General features: G+C 54.2%; 21 protein-coding genes, 1 tRNA gene, 1 pseudogene and 1 riboswitch. Of the genes and pseudogenes, 16 read left to right on the forward strand and 7 right to left on the reverse strand.

Translation table 11 applies throughout. From position 1 onward, the window contains the following. The first annotated feature begins 154 nt into the window (after positions 1–154). The 3 genes from gltS (at position 155) to HMPREF2871_RS05980 (ending at position 3,547) form a co-directional block, all read left to right on the forward strand. Positions 155–1,369, forward strand: a complete 1,215-nt coding sequence (gene gltS / locus HMPREF2871_RS05970) for a sodium/glutamate symporter (protein ID WP_004519089.1) — start codon at positions 155–157, stop codon at positions 1,367–1,369. A 105-nt stretch (positions 1,370–1,474) separates the two neighbouring features. Beyond that, positions 1,475–2,497, forward strand: a complete 1,023-nt coding sequence (locus HMPREF2871_RS05975) for a lysozyme inhibitor LprI family protein (RefSeq protein ID WP_049344958.1) — start codon at positions 1,475–1,477, stop codon at positions 2,495–2,497. Between the two features lie 54 nt (positions 2,498–2,551). Beyond that, complete coding sequence (locus HMPREF2871_RS05980) at positions 2,552–3,547, forward strand: S49 family peptidase (protein WP_049344957.1); 996 nt, start codon at positions 2,552–2,554, stop codon at positions 3,545–3,547. A 191-nt stretch (positions 3,548–3,738) separates the two neighbouring features. Here the strand turns inward: HMPREF2871_RS05980 and pdxA are convergent, their stop codons facing one another. Then, positions 3,739–4,743, reverse strand: coding sequence for a 4-hydroxythreonine-4-phosphate dehydrogenase PdxA (gene pdxA / locus HMPREF2871_RS05985; RefSeq protein WP_049344956.1), 1,005 nt, complete (start codon positions 4,741–4,743; stop codon positions 3,739–3,741). A gap of 156 nt (positions 4,744–4,899) precedes the next feature. Then, positions 4,900–5,430: a cytochrome b gene (locus tag HMPREF2871_RS05990; RefSeq protein WP_079454010.1), complete on the reverse strand. Its 531-nt coding sequence runs from the start codon at positions 5,428–5,430 to the stop codon at positions 4,900–4,902. A gap of 233 nt (positions 5,431–5,663) precedes the next feature. Between HMPREF2871_RS05990 and HMPREF2871_RS06000 the strand changes: the two genes are divergently transcribed. The 10 genes from HMPREF2871_RS06000 to waaA all read left to right on the forward strand — a co-directional run bounded on the left by HMPREF2871_RS06000 (position 5,664) and on the right by waaA (position 15,913). Beyond that, positions 5,664–7,193 carry an ABC transporter permease gene (locus HMPREF2871_RS06000; protein WP_049344954.1) on the forward strand — a complete coding sequence of 510 codons (1,530 nt, stop codon included), beginning with the start codon at positions 5,664–5,666 and terminating at the stop codon, positions 7,191–7,193. A 114-nt stretch (positions 7,194–7,307) separates the two neighbouring features. Then, positions 7,308–7,871, forward strand: coding sequence for a hypoxanthine-guanine phosphoribosyltransferase (locus HMPREF2871_RS06005; protein WP_049344953.1), 564 nt, complete (start codon positions 7,308–7,310; stop codon positions 7,869–7,871). 58 nt (positions 7,872–7,929) lie between these two features. Further along, positions 7,930–8,358 (forward strand): PTS sugar transporter subunit IIA, encoded by a 429-nt coding sequence (locus HMPREF2871_RS06010; protein WP_049344952.1) that lies wholly within the window; start codon positions 7,930–7,932, stop codon positions 8,356–8,358. Positions 8,359–8,407: 49 nt separating this feature from the next. Next, a complete protein-coding gene (locus HMPREF2871_RS06015) occupies positions 8,408–8,677 on the forward strand; it encodes an HPr family phosphocarrier protein (protein WP_003683718.1) in 270 nt (89 codons plus the stop codon). Further along, the gene (gene ptsP / locus HMPREF2871_RS06020) at positions 8,677–10,440 is read left to right on the forward strand and encodes a phosphoenolpyruvate--protein phosphotransferase (RefSeq protein ID WP_049344951.1); all 1,764 of its coding nucleotides are present in this window, start codon (positions 8,677–8,679) and stop codon (positions 10,438–10,440) included. The genes HMPREF2871_RS06015 and ptsP overlap by 1 nt, the downstream gene beginning before the upstream one ends. A gap of 515 nt (positions 10,441–10,955) precedes the next feature. Then, entirely contained in the window at positions 10,956–12,071 is a 1,116-nt protein-coding gene (locus tag HMPREF2871_RS06025; RefSeq protein ID WP_004519101.1) for an ABC transporter substrate-binding protein, read from the forward strand. Positions 12,072–12,188: 117 nt separating this feature from the next. Beyond that, entirely contained in the window at positions 12,189–13,235 is a 1,047-nt protein-coding gene (locus HMPREF2871_RS06030; RefSeq protein WP_004519102.1) for a FecCD family ABC transporter permease, read from the forward strand. Positions 13,236–13,245: 10 nt separating this feature from the next. Then, positions 13,246–14,010, forward strand: a complete 765-nt coding sequence (locus tag HMPREF2871_RS06035; protein WP_004519103.1) for an ABC transporter ATP-binding protein — start codon at positions 13,246–13,248, stop codon at positions 14,008–14,010. A gap of 70 nt (positions 14,011–14,080) precedes the next feature. Next, positions 14,081–14,512, forward strand: a complete 432-nt coding sequence (locus HMPREF2871_RS06040) for a plastocyanin/azurin family copper-binding protein (protein ID WP_004519104.1) — start codon at positions 14,081–14,083, stop codon at positions 14,510–14,512. Between the two features lie 138 nt (positions 14,513–14,650). After that, a complete protein-coding gene (gene waaA, locus HMPREF2871_RS06045) occupies positions 14,651–15,913 on the forward strand; it encodes a lipid IV(A) 3-deoxy-D-manno-octulosonic acid transferase (RefSeq protein WP_004519105.1) in 1,263 nt (420 codons plus the stop codon). Positions 15,914–16,260: 347 nt separating this feature from the next. Here waaA and HMPREF2871_RS06050 read toward each other — a convergent pair. Next, positions 16,261–18,269: pseudogene (locus HMPREF2871_RS06050) on the reverse strand (oligopeptide transporter, OPT family). Between the two features lie 248 nt (positions 18,270–18,517). Between HMPREF2871_RS06050 and HMPREF2871_RS06055 the strand changes: the two are divergent. Continuing rightward, the gene (locus tag HMPREF2871_RS06055) at positions 18,518–19,522 is read left to right on the forward strand and encodes a quinone-dependent dihydroorotate dehydrogenase (protein WP_049335769.1); all 1,005 of its coding nucleotides are present in this window, start codon (positions 18,518–18,520) and stop codon (positions 19,520–19,522) included. A gap of 56 nt (positions 19,523–19,578) precedes the next feature. Here the strand turns inward: HMPREF2871_RS06055 and rnhB are convergent, their stop codons facing one another. Further along, the gene (gene rnhB, locus HMPREF2871_RS06060; protein WP_049335844.1) at positions 19,579–20,172 is read right to left on the reverse strand and encodes a ribonuclease HII; all 594 of its coding nucleotides are present in this window, start codon (positions 20,170–20,172) and stop codon (positions 19,579–19,581) included. A 154-nt stretch (positions 20,173–20,326) separates the two neighbouring features. On the opposite strand from rnhB, the gene HMPREF2871_RS06065 reads away from it, so the two are divergent. Further along, positions 20,327–21,457, forward strand: a complete 1,131-nt coding sequence (locus HMPREF2871_RS06065) for an FUSC family protein (RefSeq protein ID WP_049335767.1) — start codon at positions 20,327–20,329, stop codon at positions 21,455–21,457. Positions 21,458–21,641: 184 nt separating this feature from the next. Here the strand turns inward: HMPREF2871_RS06065 and HMPREF2871_RS06070 are convergent. Beyond that, a tRNA-Met gene (locus HMPREF2871_RS06070) sits at positions 21,642–21,718 on the reverse strand. Between the two features lie 111 nt (positions 21,719–21,829). Next, positions 21,830–21,929: riboswitch (TPP riboswitch) on the forward strand. A gap of 94 nt (positions 21,930–22,023) precedes the next feature. Here HMPREF2871_RS06070 and thiC point away from each other — a divergent pair. After that, on the forward strand, positions 22,024–23,913 hold the full coding sequence (gene thiC / locus HMPREF2871_RS06075) for a phosphomethylpyrimidine synthase ThiC (RefSeq protein WP_049344950.1): 1,890 nt from the start codon (positions 22,024–22,026) through the stop codon (positions 23,911–23,913). A 91-nt stretch (positions 23,914–24,004) separates the two neighbouring features. Here thiC and murJ read toward each other — a convergent pair whose 3' ends face one another. After that, complete coding sequence (murJ, locus tag HMPREF2871_RS11740; RefSeq protein ID WP_004519114.1) at positions 24,005–25,543, reverse strand: murein biosynthesis integral membrane protein MurJ; 1,539 nt, start codon at positions 25,541–25,543, stop codon at positions 24,005–24,007. A gap of 9 nt (positions 25,544–25,552) precedes the next feature. Further along, positions 25,553–26,728: a lipid-A-disaccharide synthase gene (gene lpxB / locus HMPREF2871_RS11745; protein WP_049344949.1), complete on the reverse strand. Its 1,176-nt coding sequence runs from the start codon at positions 26,726–26,728 to the stop codon at positions 25,553–25,555. Positions 26,729–26,767 lie beyond the last annotated feature (39 nt).

Genomic DNA, 26,767 nt, shown 5'->3' on the forward strand with positions numbered 1-26,767 from the left:
TTCACGGACACGTCATTGTTTTCATTTCTTTCTGAAAACACCTTGCCCGCGCATCAATACCATGACACTCGGCGGATAACGCCAAGCGTTGAAACACACTACATCCGGAACAAAAACGGATGCTCGGAAAAACATTTCTAGGAGGTGAAACAACATGGAATGGGAATTCAACAGTTATTACACACTGATTGCCGCCACACTCGTGTTGCTGGTTGGTAAATTTCTGGTTCAAAAAATCAAATTCTTACGAGACTTCAATATTCCCGAGCCGGTCGCCGGCGGTTTGGTTGCCGCTATCGTCCTGTTCGCCCTGCACGAAGCCTACGGCGTCAGCTTCAAATTTGAAAAACCGCTGCAAGATGCGTTCATGCTCATCTTCTTTACATCCATCGGTTTGAGCGCCGACTTCTCCCGTTTGAAAGCGGGCGGTTTGCCTTTGGTTATCTTTACCGCCGTGGTGGGCGCATTTATCATCGTCCAAAACTTTGTCGGTGTCGGCTTGGCGAGCGCATTGGGCTTGGATCCGCTGATTGGCCTGATTACCGGTTCGATTACCCTGACCGGTGGTCACGGTACCGCCGGTGCATGGGGTCCTGACTTTGAAAGCAAATTCGGCCTGACCGGCGCAACCGGCTTAGGTATGGCTTCTGCAACATTCGGCCTGGTATTCGGCGGTTTGATCGGTGGTCCTGTTGCACGCCGTCTGATCAACAAAATGGGCCGTAAACCTATCGTCAAAACTGCCAAATCCGACGACAACGATGCTACTGATGACATCTTCGAACAAGCACAGCGCACTCGCCTGATTACGGCTGACTCCGCTGTCGAAACGCTCGCGATGTTTGCCGCATGTTTGGCTTTTGCCGAAATCGTGGACAGCTACGACAAAGCCTTCTTCGACTTGCCTAAATTCGTATGGTGTCTGTTTGCAGGCGTGGTCATCCGCAACGTCCTGACTGCCGCCTTCAAAGTCAATATGTTTGACCGTGCCATCGACGTATTCGGTAACGCCTCCCTGTCCCTCTTCCTGTCTATGGCTCTTCTGAACCTGAAACTGTGGGAATTGACCGGTCTGGCAGGCCCTGTAACCATCATCTTGGCCGTACAAACCGTCGTGATGATTCTGTACGCCACTTTCGTTACCTACGTCTTCATGGGTCGCGATTACGACTCTGCCGTATTGGCGGCTGGTCACTGCGGTTTCGGTTTGGGTGCTACCCCGACTGCCGTTGCCAACATGCAGTCCATTACCCAAACTTTTGGCCCGTCTCACAAAGCCTTCTTGATTGTGCCTATGGTGGGTGCGTTCTTCGTTGACTTGCTCAACGCCGCCATCCTCTCCGGCTTCATCAGCGTCATCAAAGGCTGATACGTCTGACATAGAAAAGCACTTGCCGCATTTACTTGCTGCAAGTGCTTTTGTTATGATAAGCATGTCAGGCCGTCTGAAAGGCCGTCATCTTCAGGAGTACCCATGTACAAAAAAACCGCTTCCGTATTGATTTTAAGCACGATTCTTCTTGCCGCATGCAGCAAAGAAGAGCCGAAAGCCGCGCTTGATTGCGCCCAACCGGCCACACTGCAAAACATCCGTACCACCATCGAAGACACCCTCAAACAACAAGCGCGCTCCTTTGCCCGCAACGACAACCGCCAATTCGTCGATGCCGACAAAATCATCGCCGCCGGCCTCGAATTAGAAACCCTGCTTGAAGACCCCAAAGAAACCGAAGACGACGGCAAAGCCATCTGCCGTGCCAACCTCAAAATCCGCATTCCAGACACCATCCTTAAAACGGCCATAGACAACAGCCCGCTGATTTACGGCAACACCCCGTTGTCCGATATGCTCGAACAAAAACTGATGGGCAGCAACCTGACTTTTGAAAACAACACGTTCAGCACCAACCTGCTCTACACCCCCGACAAAGACGGCAAACCGGTTTTCGAAGACAATACTCTGAGTTCCACCGCCCAAACCCTTTCCGCCACCCTGCTGCCCTACGGCGTGAAAAGCATCGTCATGATAGATGGCAAACCAGTATCTAAAGAGCAGGCCATCAAACTGCTGCAAAACCAAAACACGGAAGAACCGCCGACTGTCAATCCGCAAGACATCCTTGAAAACAACGCCGCCAGCCAAGCCGTCGGTTTGACCGATGATGACGACGATTCAGACTACGAAGTCCTGCACCCTGACCGTGAAACTCCGCGCAACGAGCCGCCCGGCCTCAGCCAAAGCGAACTCGACAACGCGCGCGCGCAAAACCGTCAGGCAGACGGCGAGATCAACGACCTCTGGGGCGGCTTAGACAGCGATGTCAAACAACAAATCCTCGGCGAACAACGCGCCTGGATTCAAAGCAAAAAACTCAACTGCCAACAAGCCGCCGCGTCCGCAGACAACGCCGCACAAGCAGAATACCTGCGCCTGCAGTGTGAAACCCGCATGACCCGCGAACGTACGCAATACCTGCGCGGCTATTCCATCAACTAAAACCGATAAGGCCGTCTGAACATTCAGACGGCCTACAAGAAAGCACATCACATCATGCAATACCGAATCCACCGTGAAGGCGATGCCCAAAACACACCCTCTTCAGCCTCCACACCCGTCGACAACTGGGAGCGCAACACCCTGCGCGAAGTCCTCCTCGCCGCCTACCAAGAACAGCGCCGCGCCCGCATTTGGCGCAATATCTGGCGCGGCATCGCCGTCCTCATCTTCCTCAGCCTGATTTTCGGCCTTGCGGAAGAAGAAGGAAAAACCACGTCGGTCCAAGCCCGCAGCGAACACACCGCCGTTATCGACCTGACCGGCGAAATCGGCAACGATATCGACGACCAAGTCCAAATCCTGCGCGACAGCATGGAAGCCGCCTACAACAACGGCAACGCCAAAGCCATCATCATCCGCGCCAACAGCCCCGGCGGTTCGCCTGTCGTGTCCAACACGGCCTTTAACGAAGTCCGCCGCCTCAAAGCCGAACACAAAGACATCCCTGTCTACCTCGTTGCCGAAGACATGTGCGCTTCCGGCTGCTACTACATTGCTGCCGCAGCCGACAAAATTTACGCCGACCCTTCCAGTATTGTCGGCAGCATCGGCGTGATCGGCGGCGGTTTCGACTTTACCGGCCTGATGGACAAAGCCGGTGTCAAACGCCGTCTGAAAACCGCCGGCAGCAACAAAGGCATGGGCGACCCTTTCACGCCTGAAACGCCGGCGCAAACCCAAATTTGGGAAAGCATGTTGGGCGATATCCACCAAGAATTCATCAAAGCCGTCAAACTCGGCCGTGGCGCAAGGTTGAAAGACAAACAGTATCCTGACGTTTTCAGCGGCCGCATCTATACCGGCAAAGAAGCCAAACAGGTCGGCCTGATTGACGACTTCGGCAGCATTTACAGCGTTGCCCGCGATGTCGTCAAAGCCCCCGGGCTGGTCAACTACACGCCGCAAGACGATTTCAGCAAAATGCTCAGCCGTCGCTTCGGTGCGGAAGTGAAGGCCAAAGTCAAAGAAACTTTGTCTGAAATTTGGTAAACCAAAAAACTGAAAGGCCGTCTGGAACCCTAAATATCGGGGTTTCAGACGGCCTTTTAATATGGTTTTTAAAATAAAACGCTGATTATTGTCCAAACACTCATCGACCTCATCAAATCAACAGGCAAATATCCCCTGATGATACTGTTACAGGAACAGATTACGCCTGCAAACGATTAAACCTTCACGCTTCAGACGGCCTGTTTCTGCATATTGTGCGCCATATCGAGCGCGGCGCGGACGGCGGTCATCAGGCTGCCGGAGTCGGCTTTGCCTGTACCTGCCAAGTTCAAGGCAGTACCATGGTCGACGGAAGTGCGGATAAAGGGCAGGCCGAGGGTGATGTTCACGCCTTCGCCGAAACCGGCGTATTTGAGTACCGGCAGCCCTTGGTCGTGATACATGGCAAGGACGGCATCGGTATCTTTGAGCAGGAAGGGTTGGAACACGGTATCGGCCGGATAAGGGCCGCGTGCGTCTATGCCTTCGGCCTGCAAGGCATGAAGCGCCGGAATAATGGTGTCGATTTCTTCGTGTCCCAAATGGCCGCCTTCGCCGGCGTGGGGGTTAAGACCGGTAACGAGGATGACCGGTTTGGCTATGCCGAACTTATGGCGCAGGTCGTGTTCAAGAATGCGGACAACCGACTCGATTAAAGGCTTCGTGATGGCGGCGGAAATGTCTTTCAGCGGCAGATGGGTGGTGACCAATGCCACACGCAGGCCGCCGCCGGTTAACATCATGACGACTTGTTCGGTATGGCTTTTTTCGGCGAGGTATTCGGTATGGCCGCTAAAAAAGCCGTTGCCTGCGTGGGCATCGTTGATGATGCCTTTATGCAGCGGCGCGGTCACCATACCGGCGAACAGGCCGTCTGAAATGCCTTGATACGCCGTATCCAGCAGTCGGAGCACATACGCGGCATTGGCAGGATTGAGTTCGCCCGCCCGACATTCGGCATCTAAAGGAATATGCAGGACTTCGAGTTCGCCCTTGGACAACGGATCGGTCGCTTGGGCTTGAAAATCGCGCAGGATGACGGATTTGCCGAGCTGTCCGGCCCTTTTTGCCAATAGGTTTTTGTCGCACAAAACAACGGGGCGGCAAGGAAGGTCGGCGAAAGCCAAATCAAGGCAGATGTCGGGGCCTATGCCGGCCGGTTCGCCGGAAGTGATGGCGAGGATGGGAGCAGTCATGGTGTTTCTCGGTACGGTTTGCAGTATTTAGACAACATCAGGCAAAATGCCTGACCTACTTTTGCAGATTAACACAAATACAAAAAGGCCGTCTGAAAACAGTTTCTGCTTAGTCAAACTGTTTTCAGACGGCCTTGACTGTTTACCGTTTTACACTTAAGAACGGCGGCCGATCATGCGGTACAAAACGTCGTGGCCTTGAATGCGGTGGACGACAACCATGACAATGTGGCCGGCGACAAGCGCAAAAAGCAGCCAGCCGAGTTTGCCGTGCGCCATATTGCCGAGGTTGGACATCCATTCGATTTTTTCAGGTGAACCCTGCATCACTTCGACACCGAATACTTTCAATGGGCCGCGGCCGCCGCCGTATTGACGAATCATGCCGATAACGGGGACGGCAAGCATGAGGACGTAAAGGGCAAGGTGGCCTGCTTTGGCGGCAAAGCTGTCGGCGGCAGGACGTTTGGACGCATTGAGCAAAGCCCAAACAATGCGCACGGCAATCACCAGCAGCGTGATGAAACCGATGGATTTATGCACGCCGAAGAGCGATTTGACCCATTCTTCGCCATCGTAGACGGTCCAAACGGTAATGGTGGAGAGGATGCCGATGAAACCGAGTACGGTCAGCCAGTGCAACGCGCGCGCGACGGCATCGTAGGTTTGTGGGCGTGTAGCGGTCATAATGTTTCCTTGTTTTTGATTTGTTTGGTTTTTTGAATCGGCGGCATTGTAACAAAAATGCCCAACCAATTATGTTGTCTTTTTGAAGGGATTTCGTAAATGTTTGGAAAATATGAAGAAACGTCAGTTTTATCCGTAAGGCTGCCCAGACCGTCTGAAAACAAGGGCAGGAATACCACCTTCTATACCGAACTCGGGCTAAAATAGGTGTTTTTATTCTCGGGTACGCATCGATGCAGGTTTGGATTCGGCGGTTTGCGCTGTTGCTTCTGCCTTTAGGTTTCTTGGCGGTCATGGTGGCCGCGCCTTTGCTGTCGCTGGCATTTTACGACGGCGAAGGCGCTTGGGCGGAAGTGGTGGCTGATGACTATATGCGCCTGCGCTTGGGCTGGACAGTGGCGCAGGCAGTTTTGACTTGCGTCTTGGTCACGGCTTTGGGCGTACCTGCGGCGTGGGTGCTGGCACGGATGGACTTTGCCGGACGGCGCACGGTTTTACGCCTGCTGATGCTGCCTTTTGTGATGCCGACCTTGGTGGCGGGCATGGGCGTGCTGGCCTTATTTGGCGCACACGGTATGCTGGTGGCAGGTTGGCAGGACACGCCGTGGCTGCTGATTTACGGTAATGTGTTTTTCAACCTGCCGGTTTTGGTGCGCTCGGCGTATCAGGGATTTGTGCGTGTGCCGCAGGCGCGGTTGCTCTCGGCGCAATCTTTGGGCGCGGATGCGTGGCGGCGGTTTGTCTGGGTCGAATGGCCGGTGGTGCGCGCGTGGGTTGCCGGCGGCGCGTGCCTGGTATTTTTATATTGTTTTTCAGGCTTCGGACTGGCCTTGCTGCTCGGTGGCGAGCGTTTTGCAACGGTGGAAGTGGAAATCTACCGGCTGGTGGCGTATGAGTTGGACATGGCGCGTGCGTCGGTGTTGGTGTGGCTGGTGCTGGCGGCTACGGTGGCAGCAGGCGGTTTGTATGCGTATTGGAGCAGGCGCGTGGCTGTGGATAAGTCGGTCTCGCCTTTGCCTCCGCGCGCGCCGATATGGGCTTGGGAAAAATGGCTGACGGCAACGGTATTGGTTATGTTGGCAGTATGCTGCCTGCTGCCTTTGGCGGCGGTGTGGCTCAAGGCGGTATCGGCAGGCTCTTCGTGGGCAGTCTTGCTGGAAGCTCAAACGTGGGCGGCAGTGTGGAACACCGTCCGTTTCTCTGTGGCAGCCGTGGCAGCGGCGGCGGTTTTGGGCGTGCTGTATGCGGCGGCGGCACGGCAAATGGCGTGGTTGCGCGCGCTGATGTTTTTGCCGTTTATGGTGTCGCCCGTGTGCATCGCGTTTGGTGTATTGTTACTTTATCCGCAGTGGACGGCTTCGCTGTGGCTACTGACGGCGACTTACGCGCTGTTGGCGTATCCGTTTGTGGCCAAAGATGTACTGGCCGCATGGGACGGCTTGCCCAAAGATTACGCGGCGGCGGCGCGCACCATGGGCGCAAACGGTTTTCAGACGGCCTGTTATGTAACCGCGCCTTTATTAAAACCGGCCTTGCGGCGCGGCCTGACTTTGGCTTCGGCAACGTGTATCGGCGAATTTGCGGCCACATTATTCCTGTCGCGCCCCGAATGGCAGACGCTGACCACTTTGATTTACGATTATCTCGGACGCGCCGGTGCGGACAATTACGGACGGGCGATGGTGTTGACGGCGCTATTGACCGCTTTGGCTTTAACGGCATTTTTGCTGGTGGATGAAGCGGAAGGACAAAAAGCCGTCTGAACGTGGTCGGCTCAAACTCCCTTCACATTCACCACACTATTGCCGCGCCTTGTATCGAAAATTGATTGAATCCGCTATATAATTTGTTTTTAACCGCACTCAACACGACCTATCATGACCGACTTAGAAACCAAACGCCTTGAAACCCAAGCCATGCTGGACAATGCCGACTTGCTGTTTGGCCAAGAACAATGCCGTGCGGCCTTGCAAAAAGTTGCCGATGACATCACCCGCGACTTGGGCGACAAATATCCCCTGCTCCTGCCTGTCATGGGTGGCGCGGTGGTGTTTACAGGGCAGCTGCTGCCGCTGTTACGCTTTCCTTTGGACTTTGACTACGTCCACGTTTCCCGCTACGGCGACAAGCTCGCAGGCGGCGCGTTCAACTGGAAACGCATGCCCGACCCCGAGCAAATCAAAGGCCGTAATGTAGTCGTTTTGGACGACATTCTGGACGAAGGCCACACCATGGCCGCCATTCAGGAAAAACTGTTGGAAATGGGCGCAGCAAGCTGCCGTGCGGCCGTATTTGCCAACAAGCTGATCGACAAAGAAAAACCAACCAAAGCCGATTATGTCGGTTTGGACGTGCCCAACCGCTACGTTTTCGGTTACGGCATGGATGCCGCCGGCTGCTGGCGCAACCTCGGCGAAATCTACGCCTTAAACAATAAATAAAACAAAGGCCGTCTGAAAAATCTTCAGACGGCCTCAACCCCAATAATAGGAACACATCATGATAGGTTTGTTAATCATTACACATGAAACCATAGGTGAAGCCTATCGCGGTTTGGCCGACCATTTCTTTCCCAACGGCTTCCCCGAAAATCTCCACATCCTCGGCGTACAGCCCGACGAGGATCAAAACGACATCATCAACAACGCCATCGCCGCATTGCAGGAATTTCCCGACAACCGCGGCGTGCTGATCATGACCGACATCTTCGGCGCAACCCCATGCAACGCCGCACGCCGGCTGGTGCGCGAAAACAAATCCGCCATCCTGACCGGCCTCAACGCCCCGATGATGATTAAAGCCATCCAATACTCATCACAAGCCGAAAACCTCTCCGACTTCACCGAAACCGTCAAAGAAGCCGCCATCCGGGGCATTTTCGCCATTACATCCGCACCTGAAGACCTGGTGTGCAAAGAACACGGCTAAGGCCGTCTGAAAACATTCACTTTACGAACATTACATTTAGGGGACATCCATGCTCAAACAAGAAATCGAAATCATCAACAAACTCGGCCTGCACGCACGCGCCTCCAGCAAATTCACCCAAACCGCCTCCCAATTCCAAAGCGAAGTCTGGGTCACCAAAAACGGCAACCGCGTCAACGGCAAAAGCATCATGGGCCTGATGATGCTGGCCGCCGCCAAAGGTACCGTGATTGAGCTGGAAACAGAAGGCGCAGACGAAGCCGCCGCCATGCAGGCGTTGACCGACCTCATCAACGACTACTTCGGCGAGGGCGAATAATGAGCATCGTCCTACACGGTGTAGCCGCGGGCAAAGGCATTGCCATCGGCCACGCCCACCTCATCACGCGCGGCACAACGGAAGTCCCCCAATACGACATTGATACCGACAAACTCGATGCCGAAGTTGCCCGTTTCGACAACGCCATCAAAGCCACGCGCAAAGAATTGGAACAGCTGCGCGGCGCAATTCCCGAAAACGCCCCGACCGAATTGGGCGCGTTCATCTCCCTGCACCTGATGCTGCTGACCGACGTCACCCTCTCGCGCGAACCCATCGACATTTTATGCGAGCAGAAAATCAACGCCGAATGGGCATTGAAACTGCAAAGCGATAAGCTCGCCGCCCAGTTCGACAGCATCGACGACGACTACCTGCGCGAACGCAAACAGGACATGCTCCAAGTCGTCCGCCGCATCCACAACAACCTTGTCGGCCAAAGCAACGAAATCAACCTCGCCGGCAACCTGCTTGACGACACCGTCCTCATCGCGCACGACCTCTCGCCTGCCGATACCGTACTATTCAAAGAGCAGCACATTACCGCCTTCGTAACCGATGCCGGCGGCCCGACCAGCCACACCGCCATCTTAGGCCGCAGCCTCGACATCCCGTCCGTCATCGGCCTGCACAACGCCCGCAAACTCATTACCGAAAACGAAATCGTCATCGTCGACGGCATCAACGGCGTCCTCATCATCGATCCCGACGAAGTCGTCCTCAACGAATACCGCCGCCTCGCCCGCGAATACCGCAGCCACAAGCGCGAACTCAACAAAATCAAAAAAACCGCCGCCACCACGGCCGACGGCATCAACATCGAACTTTTAGCCAACATCGAATCCGCAGAAGACATCAAAGCCCTACACAACTTCGGCGCAGACGGCGTCGGCCTGTTCCGCAGCGAATTTCTTTATCTCAACCGCGACAACATGCCGACCGAAGACGAACAATACGAAGTCTATGCCGGCATCGTCAAAAAACTCAAAGGCAAAAACATCACCATCCGCACCGTCGATTTGGGCGTCGATAAAAATCCGCGCTGGTTCGGCCAAAACAGCACACCCAACGGCAGCCTCAACCCCGCACTCGGCCTGACCGGCATCCGCCTGTGCCTTGCAGAGCCGGTCATGTTCCGCACCCAAATGCGTGCCATCCTCCGTGCCGCCACCCACGGCCCCGTGCGCATGATGTGGCCGATGATTACGTCTATTTCCGAAGTGCGCCAATGCCTTATCCATCTGGACACGGCCCAACGCCAACTGACCGAACGCGGCGAAACCTTCGGCCCGGTCAGCATCGGCTGCATGATCGAAATCCCGTCCGCCGCCATGACCGTCGGCAGCATCCTCAAGCTCGTCGACTTCGTTTCCATCGGCACCAACGACCTGATTCAATACCTCCTGTCGGTCGACCGCGGCGACGACAGCGTCAGCCACCTCTACCAACCCGGCCACCCTGCCGTCCTCAAAACGCTGCAACACATCATCCGCACCGCAAACCGCATGGAAAAAGGCGTGTCCATCTGCGGCGAAATGGCCGGCGATACCGTCTTCACCCGACTGTTGCTCGGCATGGGCCTGCGCCGCTTCTCCATGAACCCCAACAACCTGCTTTCGGTTAAAAACATCATCCTGCACAGCAACACCGGCCATCTCGAAAACGATGCCGCCAAAATCCTGCGCTGCGAAGACCCGGAAAAAGCCGAAAAACTGATTAAAATCCTTAACCAAAGCGAACAGGCGGAATCACAGGCCGTCTGAATCTCTAAAAAGGGCGTGTTTCGATACACGCCCTTTTATTCGTCCCCATTTTGGGTTTACGCCCAACTCTCCCTCAAGCCCTCTTCTTCCCTATTTCGCCATTTCAAAAACCAACCTTTTTCACTTTTCCCAAACACTGCTTACAGGCCGTCTGAAAAATATAGGGCGCAAGTGAAATAAAACTTTTATGCCGACACCAAAGGCCGTCTGAACCCTGATTGCAAGGTTTCAGACGGCCTTGTTTTCAACCGAATACCTTTTATTTTTTTGCAATAAAAAACCCTTTACCGATCCATTCCAGCTACTGCCCACTATGGCTTTAGGTACCCCATATCATTCCTTTTTACTAGGTCTTCAGTACACCAAAGCCCTATATAAACACTATCCCTTCGTTTTAATGATGAAACTTTTTATTTCGAAATATGTCTATCCCTACATTCACTTGAAAAAAGATTCAATACCTTATAAATTTATAAAAAGATAGTAATTATCATCATATTTTAAAGGAATGATTCATGAGATTTACGCAACTTTCTGCTTTGATTGCCGCCGCAGCTTTATCAGTCGGCTCCGTATCCGCTTTTGCCAAACCCGTTCAGCTGACCGATACCGTTGGCCGTAAGGTAACTGTCGACCTGCCTGCCAAACGTGTGGTGTTGGGCTTCTATTACCAAGACTACATGGCCATCGGCGGTAAAACCGCGCTGGACAACGTCGTTGGTTTTTCCAAAGCAGTTTGGGCCGACTGGGCGCCGCCGAGCTGGGCGGCATTCAGCAAAGCCGTGCCTAAACTGAATCAGCTGACCGACGTGGGCGAAGTGGAAGTCGGCACTTTCTCGATTGAGAAAGTATTGGCGCTGAAACCCGATTTGCTGGTTTTGGCCGAATGGCAATACAAGGCTTTGGGTTCCGATCTCGACCGCATCAACAAGGCCGGCATCCCCATCGTCGTGTTGGACTACAACGCGCAAACGGTGGCCAAACACGTCCAATCGACCAAGCTTATCGGCACGCTGACCGGCCAGCAGCAAAAAGCCGACAAACTGGCGGCAGACTACAAACGCGTTGCCGACACCATCCAAGCGCGCGTGCAAAAAGCCAACCTGCCCAAGCCTAAAGTCTATATCGAGTTCGGCAACAAAGGCCCTGCCGAACACAGCGTTACCTTCGGCAAAAGCATGTGGGGTTCGATGGCGACACTGGTCGGCGGCAACAATATCGCCGCTTCTTCGGTCGAATTCTACGGCCCGATCAATCCTGAAAAAGTCCTCGCCGCCAAACCCGACGTGATCGTGATTACCGGCCGCGAAACCGAATTGAAGAAAAACCCTGCCGCCATGGTGATGGGCTGGGGCATTCCAAAAGCCGAAGCGGAAAAACGCTTGGCAGGCTTTGCCAAACGCGCCGGCTGGGCCAACCTGCCTGCGATTAAAAACAACCGCCTCTACGCCGCCTACCACGCCAACTCGCGCACGCTGTCCGACAGCGCGTCGATTCAGTTTATGGCCAAAGCGATTTATCCGCAGTTGTTTAAGGATTTCAACCCTGAGAAGACCTATCTGGACTTCTACCGCCAAAACCTGCCCGTCGTACCGAACGGCACGTTCTACCTCTATCCGAAAGGACAATAAGGTAATTTAGATTTTCAGACGGCCTTTTAAATCGGAAGGCCGTCTGAAATTTTTGCGGAAGAAAAAGGCAAACCTGTTTCTCCCCTTTCACAACACTCTTTTTTAAAGGTTTGAAACATGAATGATTCGGTTGTCGCCGAGATTGTGAAAAACCAGCGCAAGTTGGAAGGCAAGCGTTGGTTGATTGTGTTGATGTTTTTAGTCATCGCGGCGGTCAGTTTCCTATTCGACATCGCCACCGGCCCTGCGATGACGGACACGCTGCCCGTCGGCGAAGTGGTCAATGTTTTGCTGGGCAAACCCGAAGTCGATGAAATGAACCGCCTGATTGTGATGGATTTGCGCCTGCCGATTGCGGTGATGGCCTTGGTGGTCGGCGCGGCTTTAGGTGTCGGCGGTGCGGAAATTCAAACGCTCCTGAACAACCCGATGGCCAGCCCTTATACGCTGGGCTTGGCGGCGGCGGCGGGTTTGGGCGCGTCGGCGGTGATTGCGTTCGGCGGTTTCGGGCTGCCTGAAACGGTCGCCGTTCCCATCGGTGCGTTTGTGATGACCATGCTGGCTTCGGGCATCTTGTTTCTGTTTGCCTCGGCACGCCGCTTCAACTCGGCGATGTTGGTGCTGGTGGGGATTGCGCTGTTGTTTCTGTTTCAGTCGATTTTGTCGCTGATTCAGTTTATCGCCGCGCCTGAGATTTCGCAGCAGATTCTGTTTTGGCTGTTCGGCAGTTTGAACAAGGCAACTTGGGAAACAGTCATCGTTACGGCGGCAGTTACGGCGGTATGCGTGTTTCTGCTTTCGCGCGATGTGTGGAAGCTGACTGCGCTGCGCTTGGGCGAAGAACGCGCCGTCGGGCTGGGCATCAATCTGCAATTTTTACGCCTGAAAACGCTGGTGTTGGTGGCGGTAATGACGGCGACGGCCATCAGTTTTGTCGGCGTGATCGGCTTTATCGGCTTGGTTGCGCCGCATGTGGCGCGGATTCTTTTGGGCGAAGACCAACGTTTCTTCCTGCCCGGCGCGATGCTGGCAGGGGCGGCGTTTTTGTCGGTCGCCAGCGTGTTGTCCAAGGTGATTATCCCGGGCGCGCTGTTTCCGGTGGGGATTGTTACGTCGTTTGTCGGCGTGCCGTTCTTCTTCTGGATTGTATTAACGAAACGATAGGCCGTCTGAAATGTTGAAACTTGAAAACGTACACATCCGGCGCGGCGATTATGTAGTCGCCGACAATATCGATTTGACGCTGGAACAAGGCAAAGTCTATTCCGTGCTCGGCCCCAACGGCACGGGAAAATCCTCGCTGATGAAAACGATTTTCGGCGAAGTAGCACACAAAGGTACCATCCGCTACGGCGACGAAGTGTTGAGCAAAATCCACCTGCAAAGCTGGCGCAAACGCATAGGTTATATGCCGCAGGACACCGCCGCCGAAGCCTCGCTGACCGCGCTGGAAGTCGTGTTGCTCGGCCGCATGGACGCGCTGCACATGCACGTCGGCGACGAACTACTGCACGAAGCCGCAAGTATCATGGCGGAGCTGGGCATCGGCCATCTGGCGCACCGCGACGTCATGCGGCTTTCCGGCGGACAGCGGCAGCTCGTCATGTTTGCCCAAGTCATGCTGCGCCGTCCCGAAATCCTGATGCTGGACGAACCGGTCAGCGCGCTGGATATGCACCATCAGCTCAATCTTTTGGAGCGCGTGGTGCAATACACGCACGAACACAATCTGGTTACGCTGATGGTCTTGCACGATTTGAGCCTCGCCGCGCAGTTTTCAGACGGCGTGATTCTGCTCGGCGAAGGCAAAGTACAGGCGCAGGGCGCGCCGCAGGACGTGTTGCAGGCGGACATGATCGGCAGGCTGTATAAAGTGGACATCGAGCTCTTATACGACAGCAAAGGCCTGCCCGTTATCCGCCCAATGCGGCAATCCTAGCTGGGAAATCTGCCATCAAGAAACCAGCCCCAGCAATCATTTTATACTCTTCACAAAAAAGGACTTTCCCATGAAAAAATCACTCTTCCTCCTGATGCTGACCGCTTCCCTGAGCGCATACGCCACCAACCACGAAATCAAAATGCTCGACAACGGCAAAGACGGCAGCATGGTGTTCGAGCCCGGCTACGTCAACGCCAAAGTCGGCGACACTGTTACCTTCAAAGCCGCCAACAGTGGCCACTGGGTACAAAGCAAAGCCCTGCCCGAGGGCGTTGCCGACTTCCTCTCCGAAGACGGTAAAGACTTCACCCTCAAGCTCGACAAAGAAGGCGTGTACGTCTACACCTGCCCGCCGCACCGCATGATGAACATGAGCGGCGTGATTCAGGTCGGCAAACCGGTGAACAAAGCCAAAGCACAAGCCGTTGTCGATGAAATGGAAAACCGCGCCATGCAAAGCAAAGGCCGTCTGAAAAAATACATGGCGCAAGTGAAGTAAACGCGTTTATGCCCGCATTAAAGGCCGTCTGAAACCTTTCAGACGGCCTGTTTCCTTTGCGTAAAACACGCATCAAAGCTATATCTTCCGTTTCAGTTTCCGATAAAATAGGCCTATTCCGACACAAGACCCGTAAGCATGATACGCCGCCTTTACGCCACGCTGTGGCACCTCGCCCCCTTCCTGATCCGCCGCCACCTGCGCCGCCGCGCCCTCAAATCCCCAGCCTATCTCGAGCATTGGGGCGAGCGTTTCGGGCAGGCGTATCCCAATCCCGTACAACGCCCGATTTGGATACACGCCGTATCCGTCGGCGAAACGCGTGCGGCCGAACCTTTGGTGCAGGCATTGCGCCGCCATTTTCCCGACTCGCCGTTTCTGATTACCCAAATGACGCCGACCGGCCGCGCCACCGCGCAATCCCTGTTCCCCGAGGCGCAATGCCGTTACCTGCCCTACGACAAATCCGAATGGGTAGCCCGATTTTTAGCCGAACACCGCCCCATCTGCGGCATTTTGATGGAAACCGAAATCTGGCCCAACTTGATGCACAGCTGCCAAGAAGCAGGCATTCCCCTCTTTTTGGCCAACGCGCGCCTCTCCGAAAAATCCCAACGCGGCTACCTCAAAATCCGCAAGCTGGTCGAGCCTGCCATGCAGAGCCTCTCCGGCTGCTTTGCCCAAACCGCCGCCGATGCCGAACGCCTTCACCTTATCGGCGCGTCCAACGTCCACGTCTGCGGCAACACCAAATACGACATCGCGCCCCCCGACGACTTGCGTCCGCTTGCCGTCGCCTTTAAAGAACGCATCGGCGCACGCCCCGTCGTCGTCTGCGCCAGCACGCGTGTGTACAAAGGCACGGATGAAGCCGAGCTGCTCCTCAAAGCATGGCAGGGCTACCGCGGCAATGCCTTGCTGGTCATCGTACCGCGCCACCCTGAAAACTTTCAGACGGCCTATGATACCGCCAAATCGCTTGGTTATACCGTCCAAAAACGCAGCGACGGACAACCCGTTTCCCCAGATACACAAGTTTGGATAGGCGACAGCATGGGCGAACTGGCCGCCTACTACCTCAGCGCAGATATTGCCTTCGTCGGCGGCAGCCTCGTTGATGCCGGCTGCCAAAACATCATCGAACCCATCTCCTGCCGCGTCCCCACCCTCTTCGGCTACTCCAACTACAACTTCGCCCAAGCCTGCAAAGGCGCAGTCGAAGCCAAAGCCGCCGTCCGTGTCGAAACCGCCGAAGCCTGGTACAGAACCACGCGCCAATACCTCGACGATGAAACCCTGCGCCAACAACTGATCAGCCACACCGAGCAATTCATTTCGCAACACCAAGGCGCCAGTGCCAAAATTGCCAAAGCGATTGCAGATTGTTTGAATCAGCGTTAAACAATAAAAAACCGCCCGTTCATGACAAACAGGCGGAAACTGAAAAACAGTTTTTTGTTTTCAGCCGTTTAATTGACTAAGAGCAGGAACAGGGTTAAGATAATCCTAACGACTGTCCGCAGTCTCAGCCATGAACGACCCGTGCGAGTGGTATGTTTCATGATTGAAACCATCCTTTCTAGGGCGGTTTCAGCACAAAGCCCCACTGCAATGGGGCTTTTTTGCTACCAGCCCCGCGATAATTATACCCAAACCTCCTAAAATCATTCCAAACAAATTTCCATAAAAAGGCCGTCTGAAACCCCCAATTTTTTGGGTTTCAGACGGCCTTTTCTCAACCTACAAACTTAACGTCCTGCTTTCAACACGCGGCGTGCAAACACGAACATACCGAAAACAAAAAACGCCAAGCCCAGCCATTTGGCGGCCGTATCCCAGTTTTCCAAGTTCAGGGCCAAAGGCGCATCCGAACCGCCGTTGGTTACGGAGAAGGCGATGATAAACGCCATAATCACACCGATCAGGCTCTCGCCGACAATCAAACCGGCGGAGAACAGCGTACCGATACGCTCCGCATTTTTCAGACGGCCTTCACGGTTTTCTTGACGGCGGGCGATGACGGATTTCAACACCGCCGCCAATACCGCACCGATCACAATCGGCATATTCACAGACGGCGGCAGGTAAATACCCATGCCCACAGCCAATACCGGCAAAGCACGCTTGCCACCGGAAGATTTGCGCAATGTGAAATCAACCGCAATCAACGCCACACCAATGGCCACGCCGGTGAAAATATAATCCCATTGCAGATTGTGCGAGAAAATACCTTGGGCGATGGTGGTCATCAAAGTTGCCTGAGGCGCGGCAAGGGCTTGGGCCGCATCCATGCCTTCACGCGGCATCGCACCGGTAAAGCCGTAGGCTTCATACAAAAGCTCCAACACAGGCGAAATCACCAATGCACCGACAACGCAGCCGATAATCAGCGCAACCTGCTGTTTCCAAGGCGTTGCTTTTACCAGATAACCCGTTTTCAAATCCTGCAGATTGTCATTCGAAATCGAAGCCACACAAATCACAGATGCGCCGCAAAATAGCGTCAATGCCAGCAGGAATTTGCGGTTTGCCTCATCAGCCATCAAGCCGCCGGATTCACCGACCAGCAGCAAACCAGCGAAATGATAACGATAGAGACGATGCCCACACCCGAAATCGGGCTGGAAGACGAACCGACCAAACCGGCCATATAACCACAAGCCGCGGCCACCAAAAAGCCGATAATCGAAGCCAGCAGCGTACATACGACCACCAACAACCAAGCCAAACCGCCGGAAATATGCGAGTCGCCGATAAAGTGGAAGAAAGACACGCCCAACACCAGCATCATCGCCAACACCCAGGCAATCATCGCCTTAGCCGACAAATCCTGTTCCGTACGCTCGGTCATCTGCGCGCCGCCGAAATTGCGGAAAGACAGGCGCATCCCCTCGGCCATCGGTTTCACCAAAGTCAACAGCGTCCAAATAGCCGCAATACCGATCGTACCCGCGCCGATAAAACGGACCTTTTCCTTCCACAAAGACATCGCAAAAGGAATCATCTCCATATCGGCAGGTTGCGGAATATGTGCCGACAGATAAGGCACGGCCACACCCCAAGCAATCGAAATACCCAGCAAAATCGCGATACCTCCGGTCAGACCGACCAAATAACCCGCGCCCAGCAAGGCCAAAGAAAAGCCCATCGGCACTTGGAACACCGACGCGCCGCCTTTAAACCAAAAGCTCGCGCTGTCCGCCACCACGCGCAAACCGCTTGCGCAGAAGCTCATCAAACCCGCCAGAGCGCCGCCCGACACCAATTCCTTGATACCGCTGCCGCCTTCCTGTTGGTCCGCATCATGGTCGCCGACCTTCAAAATCTCAGCCGCCGCCACACCTTCCGGATAAGGCAAATCGCTCTTCACCACCATCGCATAACGCAAAGGCACAGTGAAAATCACGCCCAAAATACCACCGGACATACACAGCAGCGTAGTCTGCCAAAACGGAAAGCCCGCCCAATAACCGGCCATCAGCAAACCCGGCAAGATAAAAATAATACTGGAGAGCGTACCCGCGGCTGAAGCCTGAGTCTGCACCATATTATTTTCCAGAATATTGCTGCCTTTAAAAAACTTCAAAACCGCCATCGAAATTACCGCAGCCGGAATCGAAGACGCAAAAGTCAAGCCCACCTTCAAGCCCAAATACACATTGGATGCCGTAAAAATCACCGTAATCAACGCGCCGAGTATCATCCCCCGCAGCGTCAGTTCACGGAAACTCGCATAAGGATCAACCGCCTGTTTCATAAAAATCTTCCTGTATCAGGTAAACAATCAAATCAAAACTTTTCAGACGGCCTTTTGATACATCCATCAGGCCGTCTGAAAAGCCTCTCTCTTACCATTTTAATGAACTATCCGACTACACGCAAAAGCCCTATTTATTTTCATTTGACGCCAAACAATAAAATCATATCGATACAGACGTTTGGGGCAGTTTGACGGTTTCAGGTAAAATAACGCCAAATTCATCAACCGTTCAGAAAGCCGCCGCCATGTATTCACTCGTCCGCCCCATACTGTTCCGTTTCGATGCAGAAAAGGCCCATCATTTCACGCTCAACAGTTTGCGTTCTATCGAAAAACTCGGCCTGCTGCCCAAGGTGGACAGCCACACCCGGCCAACCGAGCTGATGGGTTTGCAGCTGCCCAATCCGGTCGGCTTGGCGGCAGGTTTAGACAAAAACGGCGAGTGTATCGATGCGTTTGCCGCTTTAGGTTTCGGCTTTGTCGAAATCGGCACGGTAACGCCCAAGCCGCAGCCGGGCAATCCGCAGCCGCGCCTTTTCCGTGTTCCCGAACACCAAGGCATCATCAACCGCATGGGTTTCAACAACCACGGCATCGACGCGATGATCCGCAACATTGAAAACAGCCGCTTTAAAGGCATTTTGGGCATCAACATCGGTAAAAATGCCGTTACGCCGATTGAAAACGCGGCCGACGATTATCTGATTTGCTTGGAAAAAGCCTACGCCCATGCGAGCTACATCACGGTCAATATTTCCTCCCCCAATACAAAAAACCTGCGTGCCTTGCAGGGCGGCGACGAGTTGAGCGCATTGTTGGAAGCCTTGAAAAACAAACAGGCGCAACTGGCAGCCGCGCATGGCAAATATGTGCCGCTGGCGGTCAAAATCGCGCCGGATTTGGATGAAGCGCAAATCGACGACATCGCCCATGTGGTCAAATCTGTGGAAATGGACGGCATCATCGCCACCAACACAACCATCGACAAATCAAGCTTGGGCAGCCATCCGCTCGCAGGCGAACAAGGCGGCTTGAGCGGCTTGCCCGTACGCGAGAAAAGCAATCAGGTGTTGAAACTTTTGGCGGAACGCATTGACGGCAAGCTGCCGATTATCGGCGTCGGCGGCATTATGACCGGCGCGGACGCGGCAGAAAAAATCCGCTTGGGCGCCAGTGCGGTTCAGGTGTACAGCGGTTTGATTTATCGCGGCCCCGAATTGATTAAAGAGTGTTTGGCTGCGTTGAAATAATACTTTTCCAAAAACAAGGCCGTCTGAAATCTTTCAGACGGCCTTTTGATAGGCTTTCATTCTTCAAACAGATTGCCTTGTGCCAATAAGGTTTTGACCGGTGCGAAATCGCGGCGGTGTTCCGGCAATACGCCGTATTGTTTCAACGCGGCCAAATGTTGCGCCGTGCCGTAGCCTTTGTGGCGGTCAAACCCATATTGCGGGTAACGTTTCGCCAATTCATACATTTCTGCGTCGCGCGCGGTTTTGGCCAAAACCGAAGCGGCGGAGATTTCAATAATTTTGCTGTCGCCTTTGACCACGGCTTCGGCAGAGACATTCAAATCTTTCGGCACGCGGTTGCCGTCTATCCACACTTTGTCGGGTACGACCGACAGCCCCTCGACTGCGCGCTTCATCGCGGCCATGGTTGCGTGCAGAATGTTCAGTTGCAGGATTTCGTCGGGATCGGCAAAGGCAATGCTCCACGCAACCGCCTGTTCCTTAATCATCTGCGCCAACATATCGCGCTTTTTTTCGCTCAGTTTTTTTGAGTCGGTCAAACCCGGCAAATCAAAATGTTCCGGCAAAATCACTGCCGCCGCAAATACGCTGCCGACCAAAGGGCCGCGCCCCGCTTCGTCCACGCCTGCGCTTAAAACCGTCGCCATTTCTTCACCGCCTGTCTGATTCAAAGCCGCCATTATATCCGCTTGCGGCAGAGAAATTCTGCAATAGTTCAAACCGTTGAGGAACAGTTCAAATTTCATCTGCTTTACCAATCAGTTATAATTTACATCCCCACATACCGATACGTCTTACAACATGCCTGCCCAATCCGAACGCCTCCATTTTTCCGAACGCTGGCTCAACGCCTACGAACGCTACCGCTATCGCCGCCATATCCACGCCTTCCGCCTCGGCTTGGCAATCGTGTTTTCCACCCTGTTGGCCAAAGTCTTCCACCTGCAACACGGCGAGTGGATCGGCATGACCGTCTTTGTCGTCCTCGGCATGCTGCAATTCCAAGGCGCAATTTACTCCAAAGCAGTCGAACGCATGCTCGGCACGGCCATCGGTTTGGGTGTCGGGTTGGCCGTTTTATGGTTGAACCAGCATTATTTGCAAGACGGCGTTTTCTTCTATCTGATTATCGGTGCCGCCAGCGCAGTGGCCGGTTGGTCGGCAGTCGGCAAAAACGGCTATGTCGCCATGCTTGCCGGTTTGACCATGTGCATGCTCATCGGCGACAGCAGCCACCACTGGCTCGACAGCGGCCTGATGCGCGCCATGAACGTTTTGATTGGTGCCGCCATCGCCATTGCCGCCGCCAAACTCCTGCCCCTGCGCTCCACCCTGATGTGGCGCTTCATGCTTGCCGACAACCTCACCGACTGCGCCAAAATGATTGCCGAAATCAGCAACGGCAAGCGCATGACGCGCGAGCGCTTGGAGCAAAACATGATTAAAATGCGCAAAATCAACGCCCGCATGGTCAAAAGCCGCAGCCATCTGGCCGCAACATCCGGCGAAAGCCACATCAGCAACAATATGATGGAAGCCATGCAACATGCCCACCGCAAAATCGTCACCACCACCGAGCTGCTCCTGACCACCGCCGCCAAACTGCGCGCGCCCACGCTCAACGAAAGCGAAATCCGCCTGCTCGACCGCCATTTCAACCAACTCCAACGCGAACTGCGCCTGACCGTACGTCTCATCAAAGGCCACTACGCCCGCCGCATCCGCATCGATACTTCGCTCAATACCGAACTAAGCAAACCGGCCGCCCGCCTGCATTACGACTGGCAAGGCTTCCTCTGGCTCAGTACCAATATGCGTAACGAAATCGCCGCATTGGTGATCCTGTTGCAACGTTCGCGCAATAAATGGTTGGACAAAAAAGAATTGCAACGCCTGAAAGAATACCTGCGTAACGATACCGATCCGGAGTAACAATAGGCCGTCTGAAAAACGCAAACCCAAAATAAAAGACAAAAACGAATTAGCCGCCGATAACATCGGCCAATAAAAAAGGCCGTCTGAAACCCAATGGTTCAGACGGCCTTTCAATCAATCCAAGCAACAATAAATACCGCATAAAGCAAAATCCCCTGCGATTGCAGGGGATTTTTATATTTGGTTGCGGGAGCAGGATTCGAACCTACGACCTTCGGGTTATGAGCCCGACGAGCTACCATGCTGCTCCATCCCGCGTCAGAAGTTGTAACTATACGGAAAGACGGAATCGCTGTCAAGCGTTTTTGACAGAAAATGCGAAAAACGCCGCTTTACAAAAAACCGTCCGCATGGTTTAATTTTTCGTTAATAAAGAAACAGGGGTGCTGCTTTCAAACCGAGCGGCTGAGAAATACCCTTTACACCCGAACAGGATAATACCTGCGTGGGGAGTTTCGGCAAATGTGTTTTTAGACGGTTGATTGAAGATATCCACAAGGCCGTCTGAAAAAAAGCAATGCTCCTGTTTCCATTTCATAACCGAAAAACAGGAGCAATTTTTTATGACTACCGCTAAAAAAACCGGCGATGAGGCGCGCCGTCTTTCCGACTTGAGCGAAGACATCGGCATCCGCTTCCAATATCCCAATTCCAACCGCGTCTATATCCCGGGCAGCCGCGCCGACATCCGCGTGCCTTTACGCGAAATCCGTCAAGACGACACCTACACAGCACAAGGTACGGAAACCAATCCACCGATTCCGGTGTACGACACCAGCGGCGCATACGGCGATCCGGCGGCACACATCGACTTGAAACAAGGTTTGCCGCACGTCCGCACTGCATGGCTGGACGAACGCGGCGATACCGAAATCCTGCCCAAGCTTTCCAGCGAATACGGCACTGAACGCGCGCACGATCCGAAAACCGCCCATCTGCGTTTCAACCAAATTACCCACCCGCGCCGCGCCAAAGCAGGCCGCAACGTAACCCAGCTTCACTACGCCCGCCAAGGCATCATTACGCCGGAAATGGAGTTTGTCGCCATACGCGAACGCATGAAGCTGGACGAGCTTTTCAGACGGCCTGAATACGCCAAGCTCTTGAAACAACACGCAGGGCAAAGTTTCGGCGCGAATATCCCGACCCATCCCGACCAAATCACGCCCGAATTCGTGTGTCAAGAAATCGCCGCCGGACGCGCGATCATCCCTGCCAACATCAACCATCCCGAACTCGAACCGATGATTATCGGCCGCAACTTCCGCGTCAAAATCAACGGCAACTTGGGCAACTCCGCCGTAACCTCCAGCCTGACCGAAGAAGTCGAAAAAATGGTGTGGTCGCTGCGTTGGGGCGCGGACACGATTATGGATTTGTCTACCGGCGCACATATCCACGAAACACGCGAATGGATTATCCGCAACGCGCCCGTCCCCATCGGTACTGTGCCTATTTACCAAGCTTTGGAAAAAACCGGCGGCATCGCCGAAGACCTGACTTGGGATTTGGTGCGCGACACCTTAATCGAGCAGGCAGAACAAGGCGTGGACTATTTCACCCTGCACGCAGGCGTATTGCTACGCTATGTGCCAATGACGGCCGATCGCCTCACAGGCATCGTATCGCGCGGCGGCTCTATCATGGCGAAATGGTGCCTCGCCCATCATCAGGAAAACTTCCTCTACACACATTTCGACGAAATCTGCGAAATCATGAAAGCCTACGACGTATCATTCAGCCTCGGCGACGGTCTGCGCCCCGGCTGCATTGCCGATGCCAACGACGAATCCCAATTCGCCGAGCTGCACACTTTGGGCGAATTGACTGCCAAAGCGTGGAAACACGACGTACAAGTCATGATCGAAGGCCCGGGCCATGTACCGTTGCAACGCGTGAAAGAAAACATGACCGAAGAGTTGCAACACTGCTTTGAAGCGCCTTTCTACACACTCGGCCCGCTCGTTACCGACATCGCCCCCGGCTACGACCACATCACCTCGGGCATAGGCGCGACCAATATCGGCTGGTACGGCACAGCCATGCTCTGCTACGTTACCCCGAAAGAGCATCTCGGCCTGCCCGACAAAGAAGACGTGCGCACCGGCATCATCACCTACAAGCTCGCCGCCCATGCCGCCGACCTCGCCAAAGGCTGGCCGGGCGCACAGTTGCGCGACAACGCCTTAAGCAAAGCGCGTTTCGAGTTCCGCTGGCGCGACCAATTCCGCCTCAGCCTCGACCCCGAACGCGCCGAGAGCTTCCACGACGAAACCCTGCCTGCCGAAGGCGCGAAAATCGCCCACTTCTGCTCAATGTGCGGTCCCAAATTCTGCTCGATGAAAATCACGCAGGAAGTGCGCGACTACGCCGACAAGCAAAAAGCCCAACGGCAGGGCATGGAAGAAAAAGCGATTGAGTTCGTCAAAAAAGGAGCGAAGCTTTACAGTTAAAACGTAAAGCAAGAAAAGGCCGTCTGAAAATGTTTCAGACGGCCTTTTTAGTGAATAGCCTTTAAGCCAAAGCAATACGCACTACGGCCGCTTATTTTTCCACCCTGCGGAAATGGTGCGGACGGAAGCCGAGCGCGACGAGGGAAACGAAGTAGAGGCCGCCGCCCAAGGCAATCAGGACGCAGAGTTGGCCTGCTTTTTTAAAGCCGCCGACGTGTACCCATTCAAACGGCAGATAATATTGCGCCAGCCACAAACCGCCGCCCATGACGACCAAAGAGATGACCATTTTAACCAAAAACGCTGCCCAACATTTACCGGGGCGGTAGATGCCGTGTTTGCGCAAAAGGAAAAACAGCAAACCTGCATTCAGACACGCGCCCAAACCGATAGCAAGGGACAGACCGACGTGTTTGAGCGGCGAAATGAAAGCGAGGTTCATCAACTGTGTGCAAATCAGCGTGAAAATAGCGACCTTAACGGGGGTTTTGATGTTTTGGCGCGCGTAGAAGCCGGGTGCCAATACTTTAATCATAATCAGCCCGATCAAGCCAAAGGAATAAGCAATGAGCGCGTGTTGGGTCATTTGCGCGTCGTGCAGCGTAAATTCACGGTACATGAACAAGGTCGTAACCAACGGGAAAGACAACACGGCAAGGCCGACGGCGGCAGGTAGGGTCAGCAGCATGCACAGGCGCAAACCCCAGTCGAGCAGACCGGAAAATTGCTCGGTATCCTGACTGGCAGCGTGTTTGGACAAGGTAGGCAATAAGATTGTACCGAGTGCCACGCCCAAAACACCGGTTGGCAATTCCATCAGTCGGTCGGCGTAATACATCCATGACACGCTGCCGGACTGCAAAAACGAGGCAAAAATGGTGTTGATAACCAAGGAAATCTGCGCCACGCTCACGCCCAAAATAGCCGGCGCCATCTGTTTCATTACGCGGTTGACCGCTGCGTCTTTAAAGCTGAGTTTGGGCATTTTCAAGAAACCCAGTTTCGCCAACCAAGGCAGTTGGAACACCAGCTGCAACACGCCGCCGACAAATACCGCCCACGCCAAAGCCATAACAGGCGGATCAAAATACGGCACGAAGAACAGGGAAAAGACGATAAAGGAGATGTTCAAAAAAGTCGGCGTAAAGGCGGGAATGCCGAATTTATGATAGGAATTGAGTATTGAGCCGACAAAAGACGACAAAGAAATCAAAAAAATATAAGGAAACGTCACCCGCAGCAAGTCGATGGAGAGCTGAAACTTATCGGCTTCTTTGGCAAAACCGGGCGCAGAAACATAAATCACCCACGGCGCGGCAAGTATGCCCAGCGCAGTAACGATGACCAGCACAAACGACAGCATGCCGGCCACATGACGCACAAACGCCTGCGTGGCTTCGGGCGAGCGGGTTTCTTTGTATTCCGCCAAAATCGGTACGAAGGCTTGGGCAAATGCGCCCTCTGCAAACACTCGCCGCAGCAGGTTGGGCAGTTTAAACGCGACAAAAAACGCATCCGTCGCCATGCCTGCACCAAACGCACGGGCGATAATCGTATCGCGCACAAAGCCTAAAATGCGCGACACCATCGTCAGGCTGCCAACCTTGGCCAATGCTCCCAATAAATTCATGTATTTTCCTTACTTGTCTTTCAGGCCGTCTGAAAATCCGGCTTCTTCCAATACTGCCGCCGCAGCCAATGCCGCCGTATCTTTTTTCAACAGCAGATGCAAGGCGTGAAAATCCTGTTCCAACGCGGCCACGGCTTCAGGGCGGTCATACCAGTCTGCCACGGCCTGTGCCAGTTTTTCAGGGACGGCATCATGTTGCAGCAGCTCGGGAACGGCGGCTTTACCCAACAGAATATTGGGCAAACCGACATGCGGCACTTTGATTTTGTTTTTCACATACGCATAAGTCAGCGGCGAAATTTTGTAGCTAATGACCATAGGCCGCTTGCACAAGGCCACTTCCAAAGTCGCCGTACCGCTGGTGACCAATACCACGTCGGCAGCGGTGCAAACCGTATCCGACTGCTTGTCGGTCAGCGTAATGGGAAGAGCGGCAAATTCAGGCTGCGCCAAAATTTCGCTAATGCGTTTGCGCGTTGCGGCCGTTGCCACAGGCAGTAAAAACCGTGCCTGCGGATAACGTTTCAGCAGCAATAAGGCCGTCTGAAAAAACACCGCCGCCATGTAATCGATTTCGCTCACGCGGCTGCCGGGCAAGATGGCAAACACGGGCACGTCCGCAGGCACGCCCAGCTTCTGCCGCGCCGCCGCCCTATCCGCTTCCACCGGCATGGTTTGCGCCATCGGATGGCCGACAAACTCGGCCTTGCCTCCGGCATCGATATAAAGCTGCGGCTCCATCGGAAACAGGCACAACACGCGGTTGACCTGATGCACGATTTTATTGACCCGCTCGCGCCTCCATGCCCAAACCGACGGGCTGACGTAATGAATGGTATGAATACCTGCCTGCTTGAGTTTTTCCGCCACGCCGAGATTAAAGTCCGGCGCATCGATGCCGATAAACACATCCGGCTTGAGGCGGAGCAAATCGTTCATCAGCCCTTTGCGGATTTTCAAAATCTGCGGTAGGCGTTTGATGACCTCAACAAAACCGCGCACCGCCAGCTTTTCCTGATCGTACAAACTCTCGAAACCCTCCGCCTTCATGCGCTCGCCACCGATGCCGGTAAACCGCGCATTCGGGCAACGCGCCTTAATGGCACGGATTAAGTGTGCGCCGAGCAAGTCGCCGGAAGCTTCGCCGACGCTGATGGCGATAAGGGGGGAGGGATTGGGGTTCATGTTGTTGAGGTTCGGAAGCTAAAAGATTTGGGGGTGGAC

It is taken from the genome of Neisseria sp. HMSC067G12 (assembly GCF_001812725.1).
GTDB lineage: Bacteria > Pseudomonadota > Gammaproteobacteria > Burkholderiales > Neisseriaceae > Neisseria > Neisseria perflava.

Bases quoted from the DNA above. Each gene is read 5' to 3' on its own strand.
- gltS (WP_004519089.1), top strand. From the start codon at position 155: ATGGAATGGGAATTCAACAGTTATTACACACTGATTGCCGCCACACTC.
- HMPREF2871_RS05975 (WP_049344958.1), top strand. From the start codon at position 1,475: ATGTACAAAAAAACCGCTTCCGTATTGATTTTAAGCACGATTCTTCTT.
- HMPREF2871_RS05980 (WP_049344957.1), top strand. From the start codon at position 2,552: ATGCAATACCGAATCCACCGTGAAGGCGATGCCCAAAACACACCCTCT.
- pdxA (WP_049344956.1), bottom strand. From the start codon at position 4,743: ATGACTGCTCCCATCCTCGCCATCACTTCCGGCGAACCGGCCGGCATA.
- HMPREF2871_RS05990 (WP_079454010.1), bottom strand. From the start codon at position 5,430: ATGACCGCTACACGCCCACAAACCTACGATGCCGTCGCGCGCGCGTTG.
- HMPREF2871_RS06000 (WP_049344954.1), top strand. From the start codon at position 5,664: ATGCAGGTTTGGATTCGGCGGTTTGCGCTGTTGCTTCTGCCTTTAGGT.
- HMPREF2871_RS06005 (WP_049344953.1), top strand. From the start codon at position 7,308: ATGACCGACTTAGAAACCAAACGCCTTGAAACCCAAGCCATGCTGGAC.
- HMPREF2871_RS06010 (WP_049344952.1), top strand. From the start codon at position 7,930: ATGATAGGTTTGTTAATCATTACACATGAAACCATAGGTGAAGCCTAT.
- HMPREF2871_RS06015 (WP_003683718.1), top strand. From the start codon at position 8,408: ATGCTCAAACAAGAAATCGAAATCATCAACAAACTCGGCCTGCACGCA.
- ptsP (WP_049344951.1), top strand. From the start codon at position 8,677: ATGAGCATCGTCCTACACGGTGTAGCCGCGGGCAAAGGCATTGCCATC.
- HMPREF2871_RS06025 (WP_004519101.1), top strand. From the start codon at position 10,956: ATGAGATTTACGCAACTTTCTGCTTTGATTGCCGCCGCAGCTTTATCA.
- HMPREF2871_RS06030 (WP_004519102.1), top strand. From the start codon at position 12,189: ATGAATGATTCGGTTGTCGCCGAGATTGTGAAAAACCAGCGCAAGTTG.
- HMPREF2871_RS06035 (WP_004519103.1), top strand. From the start codon at position 13,246: ATGTTGAAACTTGAAAACGTACACATCCGGCGCGGCGATTATGTAGTC.
- HMPREF2871_RS06040 (WP_004519104.1), top strand. From the start codon at position 14,081: ATGAAAAAATCACTCTTCCTCCTGATGCTGACCGCTTCCCTGAGCGCA.
- waaA (WP_004519105.1), top strand. From the start codon at position 14,651: ATGATACGCCGCCTTTACGCCACGCTGTGGCACCTCGCCCCCTTCCTG.
- HMPREF2871_RS06055 (WP_049335769.1), top strand. From the start codon at position 18,518: ATGTATTCACTCGTCCGCCCCATACTGTTCCGTTTCGATGCAGAAAAG.
- rnhB (WP_049335844.1), bottom strand. From the start codon at position 20,172: ATGGCGACGGTTTTAAGCGCAGGCGTGGACGAAGCGGGGCGCGGCCCT.
- HMPREF2871_RS06065 (WP_049335767.1), top strand. From the start codon at position 20,327: ATGCCTGCCCAATCCGAACGCCTCCATTTTTCCGAACGCTGGCTCAAC.
- thiC (WP_049344950.1), top strand. From the start codon at position 22,024: ATGACTACCGCTAAAAAAACCGGCGATGAGGCGCGCCGTCTTTCCGAC.
- murJ (WP_004519114.1), bottom strand. From the start codon at position 25,543: ATGAATTTATTGGGAGCATTGGCCAAGGTTGGCAGCCTGACGATGGTG.
- lpxB (WP_049344949.1), bottom strand. From the start codon at position 26,728: ATGAACCCCAATCCCTCCCCCCTTATCGCCATCAGCGTCGGCGAAGCT.